We start from the raw sequence: 20,366 nt of genomic DNA, 5'->3' as shown, positions 1-20,366 counted from the left end.
ACACTGTAAAGCCCGGCACAGGGCCGGGCTAGGGAGAAAATTAGCCGTGTGCATCGGCTGTTTGTAATGGTGTGGGTTCCAACTCTGAAACCGGACGATTTTTCAGCACGGTCCAAATGACAATAGCCCCCAAAAGGTCGAACACAGACAAGGCCGCAAAGAGCGGACTGAACCCCAGCGTGTCGGCCAATGCACCGACCACCAGCGCAAACATGGTGCTTGCCATCCATGCTGCCATGCCGGTCAGGCCGTTGGCGGTAGCCACTTCGTTACGACCAAACACGTCTGATGACAGTGTGATCAACGCACCAGACAGTGCCTGATGGGCGAATCCTCCCACACATAAGAGGGCAATGGCGACATAAGGGCTTGTGAACAAACCGATCATACCTGGGCCAATCATCAATATTGCTCCCATAGTGACGACCAGTTTGCGTGATACGATCAGGCTGACTTTAAAGTGTTTCTGGAAGAAAGGGGGCAGATAGCCACCGATAATACAGCCAATATCGGCAAACAGCATCGGCATCCAAGCGAACATCGCAATTTCTTTCAAATTGAACCCGTAGGCCTTGAACATGAACAGTGGGATCCAAGCGTTGAAAGTGCCCCAGGCCGGTTCAGCTAGGAAACGTGGCAATGCAATCCCCCAAAACTGGCGATTACGTAAGATCTGCCAGGCTGACATTTTCTTGGCGTTGCTTGTCTGATGCTGGGCTTCTTGCCCATCAAGAATATAGCTGCGCTCTTCTGTGCTGAGTTTCTTCTGATCTTTCGGATGCTTATAAAAGATTAGCCAACAGATGGCCCAGACCATACTCAGGATACCGGTAATGATAAAGGCCATTTCCCAGCTGTGCGCCACGATGGCCCAGACCACCAGCGGCGGGGCAAGCATGCCGCCAATCGATGAGCCCACATTGAAGTAACCGACGGCGATCGAACGCTCTTTTGCCGGAAACCATTCACTACTGGCTTTTAACCCGGCGGGGATCATCGCAGCTTCGGCCATACCTACAGCCCCGCGAGCCAGCGCTAGCCCTCCCCAACTGTTAGCCAGTGCCGTGCCCATACAAAACAGGGCCCACAGGATAGCGAACATGGCATAACCGATTTTAGTTCCGAGGACATCCAGTACATAGCCTGCGATAGGCTGCATAACGGTATAACAGGCTGAATAGGCGGCAACGATATAGGAATACTGTTGTGTGGTAATGCCCAGTGAGCTTTCTAGCGTAGGTGCGGCAACAGATATAGCATTACGGGTCAAATAACCAAGCACTGTGCCAATGGTTACCAGTCCGATCATATACCAGCGTAACCCCTTAATTTTACGCATCCAATATCTCTCCGAATCTTGAAATCTTTACCACCGGCTAGCCTGTGGCGTTTCATGGTGGTGATTCCTTTTCATCATGTAACCAGAATTCCTTGCTGGCAGACTCCCTGCAGATGGTCATCGCTAACGGTTGAATACAAGGTAGCAGGATGGCGAGACGATAACTTGTCATACAGATTTAAAGGTTGAGTGATATCACAAAAGCATCCATTCAAATAATGAATAATGACTTCATATTAACTGGCACCTAACTTATGATTTGTCGTCTATTAAAGGGCATTAATACCACTTTAAAGCACAATTAAGTCGCTTTAATGGTGAAATATCTCTGGACGTTTCGTGAAATTGGTGTGATAACTTTTTAAGTTAATTACAAGCTTTGCCAGGAAACAATCTGAGGAACCCATATGGCTACGTTTTTGAACGATGATTTTCTGTTGGACAGTGAATTTGCCCGCCGCCTTTATCACGATTACGCTGCGGAACAGCCTATTTTTGACTATCACTGTCATCTTCCCCCACAGCAGATTGCCGAAAATCATCGTTTCCAGAATATGTATGACATTTGGTTGAAGGGTGATCACTACAAATGGCGTGCAATGCGCACCAATGGCGTGGCCGAGCGTCTATGTACAGGGAATGCTTCAGATCGCGAAAAATTTGATGCCTGGGCGGCAACAGTGCCGCATACCATTGGTAACCCGCTCTATCATTGGACTCATCTGGAGTTGCGCCGCCCATTTGGTATTACGGGCAAGCTACTTTCCCCGGCAACCGCGGATGAAATCTGGCAACGTGGCAATCAATTGCTGGCGCAGGATGCTTTTACTGCTCGCGGTATCATGCAGCAGATGAAGGTAAAAATGGTCGGCACTACCGATGATCCTATTGACGATCTCCGTCACCATAAAGCCATCGCTGCTGACGGAAGTTTTGATATTAAAGTGTTGCCAAGCTGGCGGCCAGACAGAGCATTCAACATTGAAGCGCCAGGATTCAATGATTATCTGCAAAAGCTGGAAGCAGCTGCAGATACCTCAATCCATCGCTTCAGCGATCTGCGCAATGCATTGAGTCGGCGTATGGACCATTTTGCCGCGCACGGTTGCAAAGTTTCTGACCATGCTTTGGATGTCGTGGTTTATGGCGAGGCAGACGAAGCCATGCTGGATACTATCCTGTCACAACGGCTCAGTGGCCTTGTACCTTCCCCACAACAGAGCGCACAGTTCAAGACCGCGGTTCTGTTATTTCTGGCAGAGGAATATCAACGCCGTGAATGGGTGCAGCAATACCATATTGGTGCCTTGCGTAACAACAATAGCCTGATGTTCAATAACATCGGCCCAGATATTGGCTTCGATTCCATCAACGATAAACCTCTGGCAGAACCGCTTTCGCGTTTACTTGATGCACAAGCAAAGCAGGGCAAACTCCCTAAAACTATTCTTTACTGCCTTAACCCGCGTGATAACGAGGTGATTGGCACGATGGTTGGCAATTTTCAAGGTGAGGGTACACCAGGCAAAATGCAATTTGGTTCAGGCTGGTGGTTTAACGATCAGAAAGATGGCATGCAGCGCCAGATGACACAGTTGGCTCAACTTGGGCTACTTAGCCGTTTTGTTGGCATGCTGACCGATAGCCGCAGTTTCCTTTCGTATACACGGCACGAATATTTCCGCCGTATCCTCTGTCAGATGATTGGTCGCTGGGTAGAAGATGGCGAAGCGCCTGCGGATATTACGCTGTTGGGTGATATGGTTAAAAACATCTGCTTCGACAATGCCAAAAACTATTTTGCTATCGAATTGGCGTAATCATTGGTCAAGGTTGATGTATGCACAGCATTATAAAAATTCACACTCAAGATAATGTAGCGGTAGCACTGCGCGATTTGGCTGTGGGTGAGGTGATAACTTGGGATGATCAAACCATAACGCTTGCGCAAGAAGTGGTTCGAGGGCACAAGTTCGCCCTTGAACCTATCGCTGTCGGCGACATGATCGTCAAATATGGTCTTCCGATCGGTCATGCTCTGGTGGCTATTGGGTCAGGGGAGCACATTCATTCGCAAAATGCGAAAACCAACCTGAGCGACCTCGATAATTATCATTATCAGCCTGAGTTTCTGACCCTACCGGCACAGGCAGCGGATCGTGAAGTGCAGCTCTACCGGCGCAGCAATGGTGATGTTGGTATCCGCAATGAATTGTGGATCATCCCTACTGTGGGCTGTGTGAATGCGATTGCACGCCAGCTCCAGCAGCGTTTTCTGAAGGAAACTGCAGGAGCACAACGGATTGATGGTGTTCATTTTTTCAGCCATACCTTGGGTTGCTCGCAACTTGGTCAGGATCATCAAAACACCCGAACCATGCTACAGAATATGGTGCGTCATCCCAATGCGGGCGCCGTGTTGGTTATTGGTCTCGGGTGTGAGAATAATCAGGTCGATGAATTTCGCAGCACGTTGGGTGAATTTGATCGGCAGCGTGTGCGTTTTATGGTCTGCCAACAGCAGGACGATGAAGTCGAAGCGGGGCTAGAACATCTGCATGCACTGTACCAATTGATGAGCGCTGATCGTCGCCAGCCAGGCAAGCTTGGCGAACTGAAGTTCGGCCTGGAATGCGGTGGTTCAGACGGTTTATCAGGCATTACTGCCAATCCACTGTTAGGATGTTTCTCGGACTATGTGATCGCCAATGGTGGCACCACGGTGTTGACTGAAGTACCTGAGATGTTCGGTGCTGAACGGCTTCTGATGAACCGCTGTCGAGACCAAAATACCTTTGAGAAAACGGTTCGCATGGTTAACGATTTCAAACAGTATTTTATTGCTCATAATCAACCGATTTATGAAAACCCATCCCCAGGTAATAAAGCGGGTGGTATTACAACGTTAGAAGAAAAGTCGCTCGGTTGTACTCAAAAGGCCGGGCAGAGTCAGGTAGTGGATGTGTTGAAATACGGCGAACGCCTTCGTTTGCCAGGATTGAACCTACTGAGCGCACCGGGTAACGATGCTATAGCCACCAGCGCACTTGCTGGAGCTGGCTGCCATATGGTGTTATTCAGCACCGGGAGAGGGACGCCTTACGGTGGTTTTGTGCCAACGGTGAAACTGGCTACTAACTCTGAGCTGGCAGCTAAAAAAGGCCATTGGATTGATTTTGATGCTGGGCGCTTGATCCACGGCTTGCCGATGGCAGAAATGTTGGCGCAGTTTGTCGACCTGATTGTGGAGATTGCCAATGGCAAAGCTGCACGTAATGAATCAAATGATTTCCGTGAGTTAGCCATTTTTAAAAGCGGAGTAACGCTGTAGAACATAACGGTTGAGTCAGGCTGTATCCGGTTAGAACGTAGGGTACAGCCTGTATTCACTCAGTCAGTTTTAAACGAATCTTGATTGGCTAAACGCTGATCTTCTGCCTGACAGGCAGCTGCGGTAAACAGCACGTCGGTGGAGGAGTTCAGAGCTGTCTCTGCTGAGTCTTGCAATACGCCAATGATAAAACCGACAGCGACCACCTGCATCGCAATATCATTAGGAATGCCGAACATATTACATGCTAATGGGATTAACAGCAGCGAACCGCCTGCTACGCCAGACGCACCGCAGGCGCAGATAGCCGCTACCACACTTAGCAACAGTGCAGTGGGGACATCGACCTGAATACCTAAGGTATTTACTGCCGCCAGCGTAAGTACGGTAATAGTGATCGCCGCGCCAGCCATATTAATGGTCGCACCTAAAGGAATAGAAACTGAGTAGGTATCTTCGTTCAGGTTTAGTTTTCTGCTCAGCTCCATATTGACTGGGATGTTGGCTGCGGAACTGCGGGTAAAGAAGGCAGTAACGCCACTCTCTCGCAGGCAAGTCAATACCAGTGGATAAGGGTTACGGCGGATTTTCCAGTAGACGATCAGTGGGTTAAGCACTAGGGCGACCAGTAACATACAGCCGAGCAATACCACTAACAGTTGTGCATATCCCCATAAGGCGCCGAAGCCGCTATCAGCCAATGTAGCAGCGACAAGGCCGAAAATACCCAGTGGCGCACAGCGGATCACCGCACGTACCACCATTGTCACAGCATTTGACATATCGCTGATCAAAGTTTTTGTGGTTTCAGAGGCATGGCGCAACGCCAATCCTAGGCCGACGGCCCAAGCCAGGATACCGATATAGTTGGCGCTGGCCAGGGCATTGAATGGGTTTGCCACCACGCTCATCAGTAGGTCTTTGAGGACGTCGACTATCCCTGCCGGAGGGGTGATATCGGTATTGCTTACTGCCAGTGCTAGCGTTGAAGGAAACATAAAGCTAACCAGCACGGCGGTCAACGCCGCCGAAAATGTCCCCAATATATAGAGGAATAAAATAGGCCGGATATTGGTTTTCTGCCCTTGCTTATGGTTGGCAATTGAAGCCATCACCAGGATCAGAACCAGAAGAGGCGCAACGGCTTTCAGTGCGCCAACGAAAAGCGCGCCCAGCAGACCGATGGCTTTGGCTGAAGCCGGTGAAACCATTGCGACGATAATACCAGCTACCAGCCCAACCATTATTTGTTTAACCAGACTGCCTTGAGTGATTCGTACTAATAGTTTATTCATAATGCGTTTTTGCGTTTCCGCTCCCTGAAATGTGGCGTACAGATCGTTATATCCTGACAGGAACGTTGCCGGGTAATTTATCGTCATATCTGTAACGAAGTATGTTTTCTTAACCAGTATTAAGTAAACGGTTCGCCTTGAAAAGAGGGGAAGATAAAATTACGAGCACGGATCAATTGCTGATAACATTCTGGTCACATTTGTGTGATTGAAATAACATTTTGCTTTTCAGAAGCATGACCCAATAATCATGAGGCGGCAAGCCGCCCCGAGTAACCGATTATTGTACAGGCCTAGAGCCAGCGTCTTTACGGTGATTAACCCATGCATTAATCAGCAATGTCAGTATCAGTATTCCGGCAACCACACTCAGAGAAATGGCGATTGGGATATGGTAGAAATCAACAATCAGCATCTTGATACCAATAAATACCAAGATCACTGACAGACCATATTTTAGCATCGAGAAGCGTTCCGCCACGTTAGCCAGCAGGAAGTACATAGCACGTAGGCCCATAATGGCGAACAAGTTGGAAGTCAGTACGATAAACGGGTCGGTGGTGACGGCAAAAATAGCAGGGATACTATCAACGGCGAAAATAACGTCACTCAGCTCTACCAGGATTAGCACCAATAAAAGCGGTGTTGCAAACAGTACCCCATTACGGCGAACGATGAAATGTTCACCTTCCAGGGTATCGGTTATACGCATATGGCTGCGCAACCATTTGACCAAGGGTTTATCACCGATAGCAACGCCGTCCTCTTTTGCTAGAGCCATCTTGATTCCGGTTAACAGTAGAAACGCGCCGAACAGATACAGTAACCAAGCAAACTGAGAGATCAACCAGCTACCTGCGAAGATCATGATGGTACGTAGGACGATAGCGCCTAGCACACCGTAAATGAGCACGCGACGCTGTAAATGGGTGGGTATGGCGAAATAGCTGAACAGCATTAACCAGACAAAAACGTTATCAACCGCCAAGGCTTTCTCGATCAGATAACCTGTCAGGAAGGCCAGTGCTTGGGTATCCGCTACCGCTCGCCCTGCGGTTTCATTAAGGTAGAACCAGAAACTCGCGTTGAACAGTAATGCCAAACTCACCCAAACCAGTGACCAACAGGCAGCCTGTTTGAGCGTCATGGTTTGTTGGCCTTTGCGGCCTTGTAACAGCAGGTCGATGGCTAGCATCACAATGATGATTGTGGCAAAACTGCTCCATAGCCAAGGGGTGCCAACGGTAGTGATCATTTAGGGGTATCCTCATAAAACAAAACGGCTCGCGTCAGAAGGCGCCAGTCGCTGAGTGAGTACAAGCAAACCTCGCATTCCGGTAAGGTCTCACTTACAACCTTGATGAAGGTGGTCACACCTTTGATATCAGGTTGTTCGGTAACCGGATACTTGCGCATCGTGATGACGATAAACCGACAATGAAGTTACTCCCCTTTGCAAAGCAAAAAATAGTGCACAATTTGACTAAGGTCAATTTTTAAAATCTTTATCCAACGGACTCCTTTGTGCACCAAGACTGACGACGAAGCCTTGTAACAACATCTGGCTGAATGGAGTATCGCTAACCTGTTGTTGCTGATACGCGGCCTGATTGACTGGGTCCTTCTCACTGAGCCAAGTGAAATAGCGCTGCATAGATTTGCCGTTGAATTCGGGATGGAACTGGGTCGTCAGTGCATGATCCCCATAGCGTAATATTTGGTAGGCATCTTGCTGCGATCGAGCCAGTACTTCCGCACCCAGCGGCGGTGTCAGCACGCTTTGTGAGTGGATCAGATTGGCCTTGAAACGTGGCGGCAGTATTGCTAACCGCTTATCGTTGCCTGCGGGCGGCAATAGTTCTATCTCTAGAGTGCCAACTTCCATACCTTGTGGGCGATAACCCACTGTACCACCCAGAGCATGGGCTAAAAGCTGGTGGCCATAACACACGCCAAAGATGGGTAATTTGATGCGCATTGCCTGACGAAGCCATTCCGCAGCCTGTTCGCTCCAGGGTAACTGCTCTGTCACCATAGCAGGGGAACCGGTGATCACCACGCCACAGTAGTTTTCTGGTGCTAATAGGGACCCACCCGTAGGAAGATGTACGATTTTCACACGATCAGCCGCGATATTTCCCTGTTCCATAAACATCTGGTCAAAATTGCCCAGTTCATGCTGAACAAGTTGCGGTGCGTCGCCGGTTTGCATCAACAACAGCGGTTTCATTGCATTACTCCATCAGTGGAAAAACGATGTTGGATCTCTGCCAACAAATAGGGGACGATCAGGAGTCTTTCCAGCCCAGCATGCTCGACCTGCTGCTTTCCACAAGGCTATTTTTTATAAAACCAGATTATTACGCTGCAAAAAAATTTAAAATCAATCTGTTAGATACTAATAGAGTTCACCAAACAGCGAGAGATGAGTCAAATACATGCGCGTATCAAATTCCAATTGATGGTAGCTGGGTTCCATATGGCAACAAAGGCTATAAAACGCTTTGCTGTGGTCTTTCTCTTTCAGATGCGCTAATTCATGTACTACAATCATGCGCAGAAAGGGCTCAGGGGCATTTTTGAACACCGTCGCTACACGGATTTCGGCTTTGGCTTTCAGTTTGCCACCCTGCACTCGTGAAATAGCAGTATGCATCCCGAGAGCGTGCTTCATCACATGGATCTTACTATCGTAGGCAACTTTGCTCAGCGGTTGGGCATTTCGTAGATACTGATTTTTCAGATCAAGTGTGAACTGATACAGCGACTTGTCGGTGGTACAGCCGTGTACTTGTGGGTAACGTGTTAACAAAACCTCCCCTAAACGCTGCTGCTTGATGAGCTGTTGAACCTGTATTTGCAGGTGGTCTGGGTAACCTTGCAGGTAAGTCAATTCGGACATATTGTACTCGTTATACTTCGGGTTGCAGGTATATTGGCCGTGCCCCTGTGGCTTTACCCTCTGGGGCCGTTGCAAGCAAGGTCTCTGAATTCCTGTAACTCAGATTATTCAGATCATCTGCAGGATTCAGTGGTAAAACGCCGCGTTCATTGTAAGACGTTTTTTCATACAAATCCCACAAAGGGCAATTAATCCCAAAAAACATTTTACTGATAGGCATTTTTAGGGGATAAACAGCCCAAATTTATCAGTCAGGAGGGGCAATGAGCCAACTCGATCTGGGAACACAGCAACTTGAGCTGGAGCGTTATCCCCAACAAGAACAGTCCACCCAATTACAGGCGTGGGAAGCGGCAGACGAATACCTGTTGCAACAGCTTGAAAATGTTACCATTGGTGAGCGGCCAGTGCTGATCTTTAACGACAATTTTGGTGCCTTGGCCTGTGCCCTGCATGCGCATAAGCCTTATAGCATCAGTGATTCCTATATGAGTCAACTGGCAACTCGCCATAATCTTGAGCTCAATGAACTGGATGTACAACAGGTGACGTTGATAGACAGTCTGGCGGAACTGCCAGCCCATCCTGCCGTTGTCTTGATGCGTATTCCAAAAGCGTTGGCGTTGTTGGAACAGCAACTACAGGCGTTGCGTAAGGTGGTGGTTCCAGACACGCTGATCGTAGCCGGTGCCAAAGCGCGTGACATACATACTTCGACCATGCAGGTCTTTGAGCGGGTCTTGGGCCCTACTCACACCAGCCTGGCCTGGAAAAAGGCTCGCCTGATTTATTGTGAGGTCGCCGACATTGTGCCACCGGCAGCCTCGGAAACCACTGACTGGCAGCTTGATGGTACGGATTGGCTGATCCACAACCACGCCAATGTCTTTTCACGCGGTAGCCTGGATATTGGTGCTCGTTTATTCCTGGAACATCTGCCGCATGATTTGAACGGTCATATCGTCGATCTCGGTTGTGGTAATGGTATCATCGGCATGAAGGCGCTGGTTCAGAACCCGCAGGCGCAGATGACTTTCGTTGATGAATCCTATATGGCAGTGGCTTCCAGTGAACTGAACGTATCGCACAATCTGCCGCAGGAATGGGATCGCTGCCAGTTCGAAGTGAACAATTCGCTGGCTGGCATAGAGCGTGAAAGCCTACAAGCTGTGCTGTGCAATCCACCGTTCCATCAGCAGCATGCAATCACCGATCACACGGCCTGGCAGATGTTCTGTGATGCTAAACGTTGCCTGCATGTTGGTGGTGAACTGCGTATTGTGGGTAACCGCCATCTCGATTACTACCAGAAGCTGAAGCGTCTGTTCGGTAATTGTACGACGGTGGCATCAAACCAGAAGTTTGTGATCCTCAAAGCCGTCAAATTAGGCGCAAGGCGTTAATGACATTGGGCGCAGTTCATATTTGCTGCGCCCAGTGATTTACAGTGCCATCGCCAGCCGTGTTCCCTGATCGATAGCACGGCGAGCATCCAGCTCTGCAGCCGCGTCAGCACCACCAATCAAATGAACCATTTTCCCCATATCCAACAGTGGTTGCTGCAGTTCACGGCGTGGATCCTGCCCGGCGCAGATCACCACGTTATCTACCGGCAAACAGCTCTCCTGCCCATCGCGGAGAATGTGTAAGCCGTCGTCATCAATACGTTGATAGCTCACCCCATTGAGCATTTTGACGCCACGAGCTAACAAGCTGGTACGATGGACCCAACCTGTCGTCTTACCTAATCCTTCTCCCACTTTGCTCGTCTTGCGTTGTAACAGGAATATCTGACGTGACATTATCGGTACTCGCGGCCCTTGACTATTCAGCCCGCCACGCTGTTCAAGCTGTGGGTCTATGCCCCATTCGCGGTTGAATGCTTGCAGATCCAGACTGCTGGAAGTACCGTGCTGGCTGAGATATTCAGCAGTATCGAAACCTATCCCACCAGCACCGATAATCACCACACGCTGCCCGACCGGCTTTTTATCGCGTAAAACGTCGAGGTAACTCATTACCTTGGGGTGCTTGATACCTGGAATGTCTGGCATGCGTGGCACGATACCGCATGCGATGATCACTTCATCAAAATCAGCCAGCTCGTGCGCCTGAACGTGTTTTCCCAACCTCAATTCCACATTATTCAGTTCCAACTGACGACGGAAATAGCGCAGAGTTTGGTGGAACTCCTCCTTACCGGGGATTTGTTTCGCGATGTTGAACTGGCCACCGATCTGTTCGGCGGCGTCAAATAGGGTGACCTGATGCCCGCGGCTGGCGGCGGTAGTGGCGAAAGCCATGCCGGCAGGGCCTGCGCCTACAACGGCGAGGCGTTTTGCTTTTGATGCGGCCACTTGCGGCATTTCAGTTTCGCGGCAGGCGCGTGGGTTCACCAGGCAAGACGTGAGTTTTCCTTCAAAAATCTGGTCCAGACAGGCCTGATTACAGGCGATGCAAGTGTTGATTTCATCTGCACGTCCTTCAGCGGCTTTTTGTACAAATGCGGCGTCAGCCAGGAAAGGACGAGCCATGGAAACCATATCAGCGCAGCCCTCTGCTAGCACCTGTTCAGCCACCGACGGGTCGTTGATGCGGTTGGTGGTGATCAGCGGAATGCTTACTTTCCCCATCAGCTTACGTGTGACCCAGCTAAACCCGGCCCGAGGCACCATGGTTGCGATGGTAGGGATACGAGCCTCATGCCACCCTATGCCGGTATTAATCAGCGTTGCCCCAGCCTGTTCAATCGCAACGGCGAGTTGTTCGATCTCCTGCCAACTTGAACCTTCCTCCACCAGATCGAGCATTGAAAGGCGGTAAATAAGAATAAACTCAGGTCCCGTTGCCTGACGAACGGCGCGGACAATCTCGAGGGCGAAACGCATACGGTTGCTGAAGCTGCCACCCCATTGGTCGTTGCGCTGGTTGGTTCTTGCCACAATGAACTGATTAATCAGGTAACCTTCAGAGCCCATGATTTCTACACCATCGTAACCGGCCTGTTGTGCAAGTGCAGCGCAGTGGGCGAAGTCGGCAATCGTCTGCTCAACCTCTTCTGAAGTTAGGGCCGTTGGGGGAAAGGGATTTATCGGGGCCTGTAGTGCAGAAGGGGCAACAGGATGCGGCTGATAGCTATAACGCCCAGCGTGCAGAATTTGTAGGGCAATCTTTCCCCCTGACTGGTGGACTGCATCGGTGATGATCCGATGGTGTGCTAACTGCTTAGGCTGAGTTAACGTCGCGGCACCACGATAAACCACGCCCTTCTCATTGGGTGCGATGCCACCTGTTACGATCAGAGAGACGCCGGCTGCGGCGCGTTCCGCATAGAATGCCGCCAAGCGTTCAGGGCCATTGGGGAGTTCTTCCAGACCAGTATGCATTGATCCCATCAACACTCGATTTTTCAGCGTGGTGAAGCCAAGGTCCAGCGGTGCTAACAGGTGGGGGTATAAGCTCATTCCAGTCTCCAAAAGGGATATCCATGGTCTTTCTAAACGTGACTTGAAATCCAAGGGTATAAAAAACGGTTACTTATAGACGGCCATCAAGTGGTCGGATGAGGTAAATCTAGCCGTTGTCGGCATCCTTGGGAACTGAGGATGTGCTTAATGTGATAGACCTCATGGAACTTTGCCGATGTTTGCAATGTGTTGCCAGACGAAGGATTTCAGTTTTAACCCGTGTCAGATCTATACTTAAATTCATTTTGTGTGATTTTGAGACCTTTGATATGACACCAGTGGCTAAAACTGCCGATGTAATTTATTACAACGGCACTATCTACACGGCAGATGCGGCAAACAGCATTTGCAGCGCTTTGGCGATAGGACAGGGATACATTCTTGCTGTGGGGAACGATGAGCAGGTGCTTGCGTTGTCAACCGCGGAAACTGAACGTGTCGATCTACAAGGTAAGGTGATGATGCCGGGCCTGATCGACAGCCACATGCACCCGTTTTGGGGTGGCAAACAGCTCAAGGGTTGCAGTTTGCATTATGCCGCGCTGACGGCGGAGCAGACATTGCAGCATATTCAGGCTCATTTGGATAAATACCCGACCCATGATGATAACGAGTGGCTGACGGTTCGCGCTTGGCAGCGCCAGGCGATGATCCCGGTTGGTGCGGATATGAGCCGTGAGCTGTTGGACACTCTTAATACTCGCCGCCCTGTGGCGCTGTTCTCTAATGATTGCCACACATTGGCGGCCAATAGCCGCGCATTGGAAATGTTGGGTATTGATGAAAACACGCCGGTACCACCCGATGGCAAGATCGCCCGTGATGCAAACGGCAAGCTGACCGGCATTCTGGAAGATGCACCGGCAATGCGTGCCTTCGACAGTATCCCTTCTGGCACGGCAGAACAAAATGTACAGGTTGCGGCTCATGTGCAGCAGGTGTTGCACTCGCAAGGGGTGACGACCGTCATGGATACCCGCGTGTTTGCGGAGCAGCTTGAGGCTTTTGCAACGCTACGCGATCGTGGCGAACTGACGCTGCGCATTCTGGGGGCCAAAGAAGTGACGCCAGACAGTGTGCAAGGGCCTGAAGATGCTGCGCGCGCTGTGCAGGAAGTCGTGGCTTTTGCTGAGCAATGGAGTGATAAAACGTGGACTCCTAAAGCGGGTATCGCGGTTCATCACCTCAAACTGTTTGTGGATGGTGTTTTGCAGCCACCGACCATGACGGCAGCGTTGCTGGAGCCGTACCGCGAACACCACAGTGAAGGCAAAAGTGAGCGCTATGGCGATCTCTATTTCACCACCCCGGTGCTGAATGCGCTGATCGTCGAATGTGGTCGCGCCGGTCTGCATCCACATACCCATACGGTAGGGGATGGGGCGATTGAGCAGGTGTTGGATGCGGTGGAATTGATGCGTGCTGCTTGTCCAGGCAAGGATATTCGCCCAGGTCTGGCGCACAATGAACTGGTTGCTGCTCATCAGTATGCGCGTTTTGCTTCTTTGGGAGCTACAGCGGTGCTTTCTTTCCAGTGGGCCGGTTTACCAGGCGTGCTGATTGATGAAGAGCGTGAAATGTTGGGTGAAGAACGTTTTCCTCATCTGGAACCTGCGGCACGTTTCCTGGATGCCGGAGCGCGCTTAGCCTATGGTAGCGACTGGCCGATTGACCGCTTGGATGAGTGGTATAACCTACAGGTGGGAATGACACGCTGTGCTTGGGACAGCGAAGGTAATCCAAGCGGGCCACGTTTGGATAATGATCGTAATTTAACGCTGATTGAAACATTACGCGCCGCCACTATTGACGCGGCTTACATGATTGCTAAAGAGCAATACATTGGTTCGCTGGAAGTAGGTAAATTTGCCGATGTGATTGTGCTGTACCACAATCTGTTCGAGCAGCCAGCGGAAAAGATCTACCAAACCCGCATTGAACGGACATTGGTCGGTGGTCAGATAGTTTATCAGGCATAACGTGTAGCCCAAGTTTTTTAAAGCTATAAGTAGGCGGCAACGCAACGAATCCCCAGGATCTTACTCAAGTAAGTGACTGGGGTGAGTGAGGAAAACCAACGCACATGCAACTTGAAGTATGACGAGTATATAACCTGTTATTGATGGATTACAGACATTACTGATTGTGGTCGTGACGCAGACTTGCTGATCACGTATGCCCCGCACTTTGGATAAAATTCATGGCAAAAGTTGATGGCGTCTGCCCTCAGTGCAATGAAACCCAGGGTGTAAGATGTAAAGGACATTCAGCATCTGGTGCCCAACGTTACATCTGCAAGCGCTGCTTAAAGACCTTTCAGCTCAACTTTAGCTACTCTGGTGCCAAACCAGACACACCCAAACCCTTGTTAATATGGCGATGAACGGTTCCGGATATTGCCATACCACACGGGTTCTCGGCATCAGCCTCAATACGGTTCTGCAGCACTTAAAAAATTTCTCCAAAACAGGTAGCTGATAATATCGACCCCAAAGCTGAAGTTGTTATCTGCGGTGAAGCCGATCAACAGTGGTCTTACGTGCGGTGTAAAGCCAATCCCCGGTGGTTGTTCTACGCTGATGACCGTATCCGCAAACGGGCTCTGGCCGACGTCTTCGGCCCAAGAAATACCTCGTCCCTGCAACGATTTCCGGCCCTGCTAACCAAATTTAACATTGCCTTTTATATGACAGATACCTGGCCGGTTTATAAGGTCCTGTTAAGTGCAACAAGCCACGTGGTGAGCAAGAAATATACCCAAAGGGTAGAATGACATAATCTTAATCTTCGTACATATATCAAACGGCTGACCCGCGGAATCATTTGCTTTTCGAAATCAGAGGAAATACACGATAAGATCATCGGTTGGTATCTGACTATTCATCACTATCAATAAATCGTGCGTCACGACCCAGAACTGATAGCGGTAACTTGTACGTTGGAATGCGGTACTTCCCTCTGTTATTTACAACGTTATTTCAAGAGAAAGGTACAACGATGAATAAATGGCTTGTCGTGTTATTCGGCCCACGGATGGGCCGAATAACGGAGCCAACCAACATGTAATTTGAAACATGATGAGTGTCAGGTGGCTTTTGGATAGAGCTGCAACCCACTATTTCTTTGAGAATGGTGTTGTTGTCTGATAATCCCTGGCTTGTTCCTGCGAATTTTGTGTGATCCATGCACGAATTGCGAACACCGCGATGATGATAAAGAAGGAGCCTGCGAGGATGCTGATCCAGGATAGGGCTTTTTTGGAACGTTTTGGGGATACCGATAAAACTCGCGGCAAGAGCTCAACTTTGTGAGAGCGGATATGTAACCATACAGCAGCGACATGAATTATCACCAGTGCCAATAGACCGTATGCAAAAACCGCATGGAGTACATAAGACCAAGGGTCAGCCGCCCAGCCAGCGAGTTGTTCTCTTGCGGGAAAAATTTGAGGCAGTTCTATACCGAAATAGGCATTACCATAGCCAAGCAGGTCTGATATAGCGAGCCCTGCTAAGCAGGTAAGAATTATAGTAATATACAGGGCTGAGTGACCGATGTGTGCAATGACACGTTCAGTGACGGGAATAGACGTGGGCAAGGGGGGACTGACTGTGATGAGTCTTAATCCAATACGTACGACTAAGAGAATAAACAATGTTATGCCGATTGACTTATGCAAATCACGGATAGTGTCTTGTATATTCAGGTCTATAAAGTAAGGTACACCTTCAATATTCGTGACGAAAATACCGCTTAGCCACATTAGAGTGAATAGTATGGCCATGACCCAATGAAGAATACGAATAGAGCGATGGTATGCTTTAATGTTAGATATTCCATCTGTTGCTTCTTTTTGTTCATTACACTTTTTATCATGTGTCATGATGATTGCGATTAACCCATTTTAAAATAATCAGTTACATGGCGTATTATTAGTCATGTTGGATTGATATAATAATCGCCATAATGTTTTTCAACGGTATTGGTCATGTCGATACGTTTTACTAACAGGGTGCATTATTAAATATTTCGACTTAAAGCGGATGCTTTTTTATTACTTTAGACTGCACTTTTTAATTAGATGCTTAATGAGTCTCAACGACTGAGATATAATGTATTAAATGCGTTTAATTTAACTTCATGTTCATGTTGCAAATATGTACATTAAAGTGTTTTTATTATATTGCCATTTTTTACAATAAATGTTGCTTGTTGTAATTATTTGTAATTAATTGTCATGGATTCCAGATTGGATCTATACCCAAAATAATCCGAGTTGCATGGGTGTTGGCTTCGTCAGCTCGCACCAGTCACATACTGAGCTATGCTCCTCAGACTTGCCGCCTACATTTTGCTAAAAAGCAACGCCAACCCCGTTAGTTATGAATGCTGTAAATAGCGCTTTATAGGATGGCATATGTTCAGGTTCACCTAGGCTGTGTCCCTTAACTGTACGCGAGCGCCGCTGGCGGTAATTTGTGTGCAGAGCAAGGCGTGAGCCGCGAGGTTGTGTATCCCCAATAAGCGGCGAACAACGCAGCAATGCACGCCAATGGCGCTAGCCCGTAGGGTCAGGCCCCAAAAGCCCATTCTCTGTGTTGTCGGGCTTGAATAGAGGGCCACTTTGCCCCTCCTCCTCCGCCTTGATAATGGGTTTTTGGGTCTGCGGCGGCACCAAGGGCAGTTAAGGGACACAGCCTAGAGATGAATGTTTTTTATTCAAAAAACACGCGTTCACTTGTCTTGCTATACTCAAGTAACTTCAAGCTACAGAGCCTCTCAAGCCTACTGACGGGTGTGAGCGCGTAAAGATCCATGCGGCTGTTGCCTACCTGTAAACACTTGAAGTGACTTGGGTATATCCCGGCAGCCTTTCTTGTGCCAGAATTCATGCCTTGTTTTTTTCCGCAGCAAAAAAATAGCCTATTGGGATTGGCCCTAAATGGAGCTGAGCTGCGCTAGGAGATGATACGGCAATGCCGCAAAATATTCAGTTGCAACGAGTTCTTAAAACCCCCGCCCTGGTTGCGTTTGGTCTCGCCTACATGGTGCCACTAGGTGTATTTACCACCTATGGTCAGGTCACCGTTTTAAGCCAAGGCCATTTGCCCGTCGCTTATCTTGTGACCATCATTACCATTTTGTTTACTGCGCTAAGCTATTGTCGCATGACTAACGCGATGCCGTTGGCAGGTTCGGCCTATTCTTACGTACAGCGCAGCTTTGGGGGTAAAATAGGGTTCCTGGTCGGTTGGGCACAGATCCTCGATTATCTGTTTCTTCCTATGCTTAACTATCTGGTTTTAGGCATCTTCTTGCATGAGGCATTCCCGTCAATTCCTGCTTATGTGTTTATTCTTACCGCCATCGGCAGCGTGAGTGCGCTGAATATTCTTGGCGTGCGTTTACTGAGTTCAGTTAACTTCACGCTGATTACTTTGCAGATGGTTTTTATCGTGTTGTTTATTGTGTTGTCATTCAGCGAGGCCGATCTCAGCCCAGAGTCATTGATGAAACCGTTATTAGTGGGTGCTGACGACTTCTCTGGTCTGATCGCGGGGGCAGCCGTACTGTGCCTGGCATTTTTGGGGTTTGATGCCATCGCGACTATGGCAGAGGAGGCGAACGACGCCAAACGCACACTACCGCGTGCAATCCTGATTACCGTTATCAGCGCTGGAGCCATTTTTATCGCGGTCTCTTATGCTGCACACCTGGTATATCCGGACTGGCAATCTTTGATCCCTTACCAGGATACTTCTAGCCTGATTATTTCGGAACATGTGGGCGGCAAGTGGATGTACAGCTTCTTTATGGCTACGTACCTGACCGGGGTTTATGCCTCCTGTATGACGGCACAAACCGGCGTTTCGCGCATCTTCTATGCCATGGGGCGTGAAGGGGTATTGCCACGCAAAGTGTTTTTCCATCTCCACACTCGTTACCATACGCCTTGGCGTGCCATTGTATTTGTGGCCATTGTTTCCCTGTTGGCACTGTGGATGGATCTCAGCATGGTGGTGTCGATGATCAGTTTTGGTGCTTTGGGGGCGTTTACTTTCGTCAATCTAAGCGTGATCAAGCATTTCCTGATTAACCAGAAACACCGTGGTCTCAACGCGATGTTAAAATATGGTTTGCTGCCGCTTATTGGCTTTGTTATGTCGATATGGTTATGGGTCAATCTGGATCCAGAGGCATTGAAAGTGGGCTTTATCTGGTTATTTGTAGGTTTTATTTACCTTGTATGGCTGACCAGAGGGTTGCGCCGAGATCCTCCAGCAGTCACCCACGATGATATTGCACACCTGTTGGATTAATATTTTATGATGGCTGATGACACAGCCAGATAGGCAGAAGGATAGCGTGGGCAACTGGCTCGGTACTTCCTGATAATCATGCTAACGTTTCGGTCGCTAAACTGCCGTTGTCCTATTTAACGGCAGTGGCAGCGCCGAGCCAGGAGCACTGGCAACCTGCGCCTGTGCCAAATCAGGTGGGTGCTACGCATCTGTCTTTACTCGGTCATGACGCATTCAAGTCCTGGCTTTTCGGCGCATGTATGCAACTGAGCAAGATGTTGAATGCTGCTCCCATCTGTTCCTCGGGAACGCAGGCAAACCCCATCAGTAGCCCACGCCGGGCGTTAGGCCGCATGTAATAACGTGATAACGCACGTACCAACACCCCTTTTTGGTTTGCGAGGGCAGCAATAGCAACATCGTCGGCATCGTCAGGCAAGTTGAGCACCAAGTGAAGCCCAGCATTGCTGCTGAATTCGCCAATAGCCTGTTTTCCTAGATGTTGTTCAATCAACCCGGTAAGAAAAATGCGCCTTTTTGCATACAACAGGCGCATACGGCGGATATGGGCCGCATAGTAACCCTCTTGAATAAACTGTGCTAATGCAGTCTGCATGATCAGATGACCGCCGCGATAGAGTTCGGCATGGGCTGTTTTTAGTGCATCAACCAAGGGTTCGGGCAGAACCACATAACCCAGCCGCAATGCAGGGTAGAGGGTTTTGCTGAAGGTACCGATGTAGATCACGGGGGCATTGGCTTCTAATCCCTGTAGAGCGGGGATGGGTTGACCGGAGAAGCGAAACTCGCTGTCGTAATCATCTTCCACGATCCAGCCACCAGCAGCACGGGCTAAAGCCAGTAGTCGTTGACGTCGCGCCAGGCTCATTACCGACCCTAATGGATATTGATGCGAAGGGGTGACGAAAATTAACCTAGGCGCCCTAGCAGGCTGTTCAGGTGGTGCCATACCCGCTTCATCCACTTCCCAAGGGCAAATATTTACATCGTTCATCCGTAAAATATTGCGGATCCCCCAATATCCCGGCTCCTCGATCCAGGCAATATCACCCGGATTACATAACATGCGTGTCACCAGATCGATCGCCTGATGGATGCCTTCAGTAATTAGGATCTGGTCAGGAGAACAGCGCACCGAACGCGATACCCGCAGGTAGTCCACTAACGCATGTTGCAGTTCCGGGCTGCCTCCTTGATGGCTATAGGTTAAGCGCTGTGACGTTGGACTGTGGCTGATACGTGCCTGTATCTTGCTGAAAATATGGTGTGGGAAGGCATTAACGTCCGGTACACCGGGAATAAAGGGTCCCCATTGTTTCGGGCTGGCACTGGCATGATGCAATAGCGCAGCCCCGCGTTGTGAAAGCTCAATATGCCTTTGTTCACCGTCAGCATGAATCGGCTGGTGACCGGTCGATAAGTAGCTATCTGGCACCGTTTCTGCAACGAACGTCCCGCTTCCCTGCCGCGAATAAACATAGCCCTCCGCCAGTAATTGTTCGTAAACGGTTAAAACTGTGTTGCGTGACAGGCCAAGCTCCTGAGCAAGATCGCGCGACGCCAGCAAACGGCTGGAAGGGGGAAGGCTGCCATCCAGAATACTGGTGCGAATAGCGTTATATAAACGTTTATGCAGCTTGTTATCAGCCTGTTCACCGAGGCGTTGCAGTAACAGGTCACCACTTAATGAGCGCAATTGGCTCCCTCAA

Annotated in this window: 13 protein-coding genes and 1 pseudogene; 6 read left to right on the top strand and 8 right to left on the bottom strand. The window is 49.4% G+C overall.

The window, feature by feature from the left end; all coding sequences use genetic code 11:
* Positions 1 to 40: 40 nt before the first annotated feature.
* On the bottom strand, positions 41 to 1,339 hold the full coding sequence (locus OK023_RS15075) for an MFS transporter (protein WP_317693498.1): 1,299 nt from the start codon (positions 1,337 to 1,339) through the stop codon (positions 41 to 43).
* 407 nt (positions 1,340 to 1,746) lie between these two features.
* Between OK023_RS15075 and uxaC the strand changes: the two genes are divergently transcribed.
* Both uxaC and OK023_RS15065 read left to right on the top strand, forming a co-directional pair.
* Positions 1,747 to 3,159, top strand: coding sequence for a glucuronate isomerase (gene uxaC, locus OK023_RS15070; RefSeq protein WP_317693497.1), 1,413 nt, complete (start codon positions 1,747 to 1,749; stop codon positions 3,157 to 3,159).
* A gap of 20 nt (positions 3,160 to 3,179) precedes the next feature.
* Entirely contained in the window at positions 3,180 to 4,670 is a 1,491-nt protein-coding gene (locus tag OK023_RS15065) for an altronate dehydratase family protein (RefSeq protein ID WP_317693496.1), read from the top strand.
* Positions 4,671 to 4,729: 59 nt separating this feature from the next.
* On the opposite strand, the gene sstT is transcribed toward OK023_RS15065, so the two are convergent.
* The 4 genes from sstT to OK023_RS15045 all read right to left on the bottom strand — a co-directional run bounded on the left by sstT (position 4,730) and on the right by OK023_RS15045 (position 8,867).
* Entirely contained in the window at positions 4,730 to 5,965 is a 1,236-nt protein-coding gene (gene sstT, locus OK023_RS15060) for a serine/threonine transporter SstT (protein WP_317693495.1), read from the bottom strand.
* 280 nt (positions 5,966 to 6,245) lie between these two features.
* A complete protein-coding gene (locus OK023_RS15055; protein ID WP_317693494.1) occupies positions 6,246 to 7,220 on the bottom strand; it encodes a TerC family protein in 975 nt (324 codons plus the stop codon).
* Between the two features lie 234 nt (positions 7,221 to 7,454).
* On the bottom strand, positions 7,455 to 8,195 hold the full coding sequence (locus tag OK023_RS15050; protein WP_317693493.1) for a glutamine amidotransferase: 741 nt from the start codon (positions 8,193 to 8,195) through the stop codon (positions 7,455 to 7,457).
* Between the two features lie 168 nt (positions 8,196 to 8,363).
* A complete protein-coding gene (locus tag OK023_RS15045; RefSeq protein ID WP_317693492.1) occupies positions 8,364 to 8,867 on the bottom strand; it encodes a M48 family metallopeptidase in 504 nt (167 codons plus the stop codon).
* 263 nt (positions 8,868 to 9,130) lie between these two features.
* On the opposite strand from OK023_RS15045, the gene rlmG reads away from it, so the two are divergent.
* Positions 9,131 to 10,270, top strand: a complete 1,140-nt coding sequence (rlmG, locus tag OK023_RS15040) for a 23S rRNA (guanine(1835)-N(2))-methyltransferase RlmG (RefSeq protein ID WP_317693491.1) — start codon at positions 9,131 to 9,133, stop codon at positions 10,268 to 10,270.
* 39 nt (positions 10,271 to 10,309) lie between these two features.
* On the opposite strand, the gene OK023_RS15035 is transcribed toward rlmG, so the two are convergent.
* Positions 10,310 to 12,331: an NADPH-dependent 2,4-dienoyl-CoA reductase gene (locus OK023_RS15035; protein WP_317693490.1), complete on the bottom strand. Its 2,022-nt coding sequence runs from the start codon at positions 12,329 to 12,331 to the stop codon at positions 10,310 to 10,312.
* A 272-nt stretch (positions 12,332 to 12,603) separates the two neighbouring features.
* On the opposite strand from OK023_RS15035, the gene OK023_RS15030 reads away from it, so the two are divergent.
* On the top strand, positions 12,604 to 14,313 hold the full coding sequence (locus OK023_RS15030; RefSeq protein ID WP_317693489.1) for an amidohydrolase: 1,710 nt from the start codon (positions 12,604 to 12,606) through the stop codon (positions 14,311 to 14,313).
* Positions 14,314 to 14,534: 221 nt separating this feature from the next.
* A pseudogene (locus tag OK023_RS15025) lies at positions 14,535 to 15,230 on the top strand (IS1 family transposase).
* Between the two features lie 219 nt (positions 15,231 to 15,449).
* On the opposite strand, the gene OK023_RS15020 reads toward OK023_RS15025, so the two are convergent.
* Positions 15,450 to 16,217 carry a cytochrome b gene (locus tag OK023_RS15020; protein WP_317693488.1) on the bottom strand — a complete coding sequence of 256 codons (768 nt, stop codon included), beginning with the start codon at positions 16,215 to 16,217 and terminating at the stop codon, positions 15,450 to 15,452.
* Positions 16,218 to 17,310: 1,093 nt separating this feature from the next.
* On the opposite strand from OK023_RS15020, the gene OK023_RS15015 reads away from it, so the two are divergent.
* A complete protein-coding gene (locus OK023_RS15015) occupies positions 17,311 to 18,654 on the top strand; it encodes an APC family permease (protein WP_317693487.1) in 1,344 nt (447 codons plus the stop codon).
* Positions 18,655 to 18,859: 205 nt separating this feature from the next.
* Here OK023_RS15015 and OK023_RS15010 read toward each other — a convergent pair whose 3' ends face one another.
* Positions 18,860 to 20,353, bottom strand: a complete 1,494-nt coding sequence (locus OK023_RS15010) for a PLP-dependent aminotransferase family protein (RefSeq protein ID WP_317693486.1) — start codon at positions 20,351 to 20,353, stop codon at positions 18,860 to 18,862.
* Positions 20,354 to 20,366: the final 13 nt, after the last annotated feature.

The sequence above is a fragment of the Serratia sp. UGAL515B_01 genome (assembly GCF_033095805.1).
Classification (GTDB): Bacteria; Pseudomonadota; Gammaproteobacteria; order Enterobacterales; family Enterobacteriaceae; genus Chania.
Note: the sequence above shows the minus strand (reverse complement) of the source record. Positions and strands in the feature narration are given on the sequence as shown.

What these genes read in the sequence shown, in the direction of transcription:
- OK023_RS15075 (WP_317693498.1), bottom strand. Translation starts at nt 1,339, where the DNA reads ATGCGTAAAATTAAGGGGTTACGCTGGTATATGATCGGACTGGTAACC.
- OK023_RS15055 (WP_317693494.1), bottom strand. Translation starts at nt 7,220, where the DNA reads ATGATCACTACCGTTGGCACCCCTTGGCTATGGAGCAGTTTTGCCACA.
- OK023_RS15045 (WP_317693492.1), bottom strand. Translation starts at nt 8,867, where the DNA reads ATGTCCGAATTGACTTACCTGCAAGGTTACCCAGACCACCTGCAAATA.
- uxaC (WP_317693497.1), top strand. Translation starts at nt 1,747, where the DNA reads ATGGCTACGTTTTTGAACGATGATTTTCTGTTGGACAGTGAATTTGCC.
- OK023_RS15035 (WP_317693490.1), bottom strand. Translation starts at nt 12,331, where the DNA reads ATGAGCTTATACCCCCACCTGTTAGCACCGCTGGACCTTGGCTTCACC.
- OK023_RS15030 (WP_317693489.1), top strand. Translation starts at nt 12,604, where the DNA reads ATGACACCAGTGGCTAAAACTGCCGATGTAATTTATTACAACGGCACT.
- sstT (WP_317693495.1), bottom strand. Translation starts at nt 5,965, where the DNA reads ATGAATAAACTATTAGTACGAATCACTCAAGGCAGTCTGGTTAAACAA.
- rlmG (WP_317693491.1), top strand. Translation starts at nt 9,131, where the DNA reads ATGAGCCAACTCGATCTGGGAACACAGCAACTTGAGCTGGAGCGTTAT.
- OK023_RS15020 (WP_317693488.1), bottom strand. Translation starts at nt 16,217, where the DNA reads ATGACACATGATAAAAAGTGTAATGAACAAAAAGAAGCAACAGATGGA.
- OK023_RS15050 (WP_317693493.1), bottom strand. Translation starts at nt 8,195, where the DNA reads ATGAAACCGCTGTTGTTGATGCAAACCGGCGACGCACCGCAACTTGTT.
- OK023_RS15065 (WP_317693496.1), top strand. Translation starts at nt 3,180, where the DNA reads ATGCACAGCATTATAAAAATTCACACTCAAGATAATGTAGCGGTAGCA.
- OK023_RS15015 (WP_317693487.1), top strand. Translation starts at nt 17,311, where the DNA reads ATGCCGCAAAATATTCAGTTGCAACGAGTTCTTAAAACCCCCGCCCTG.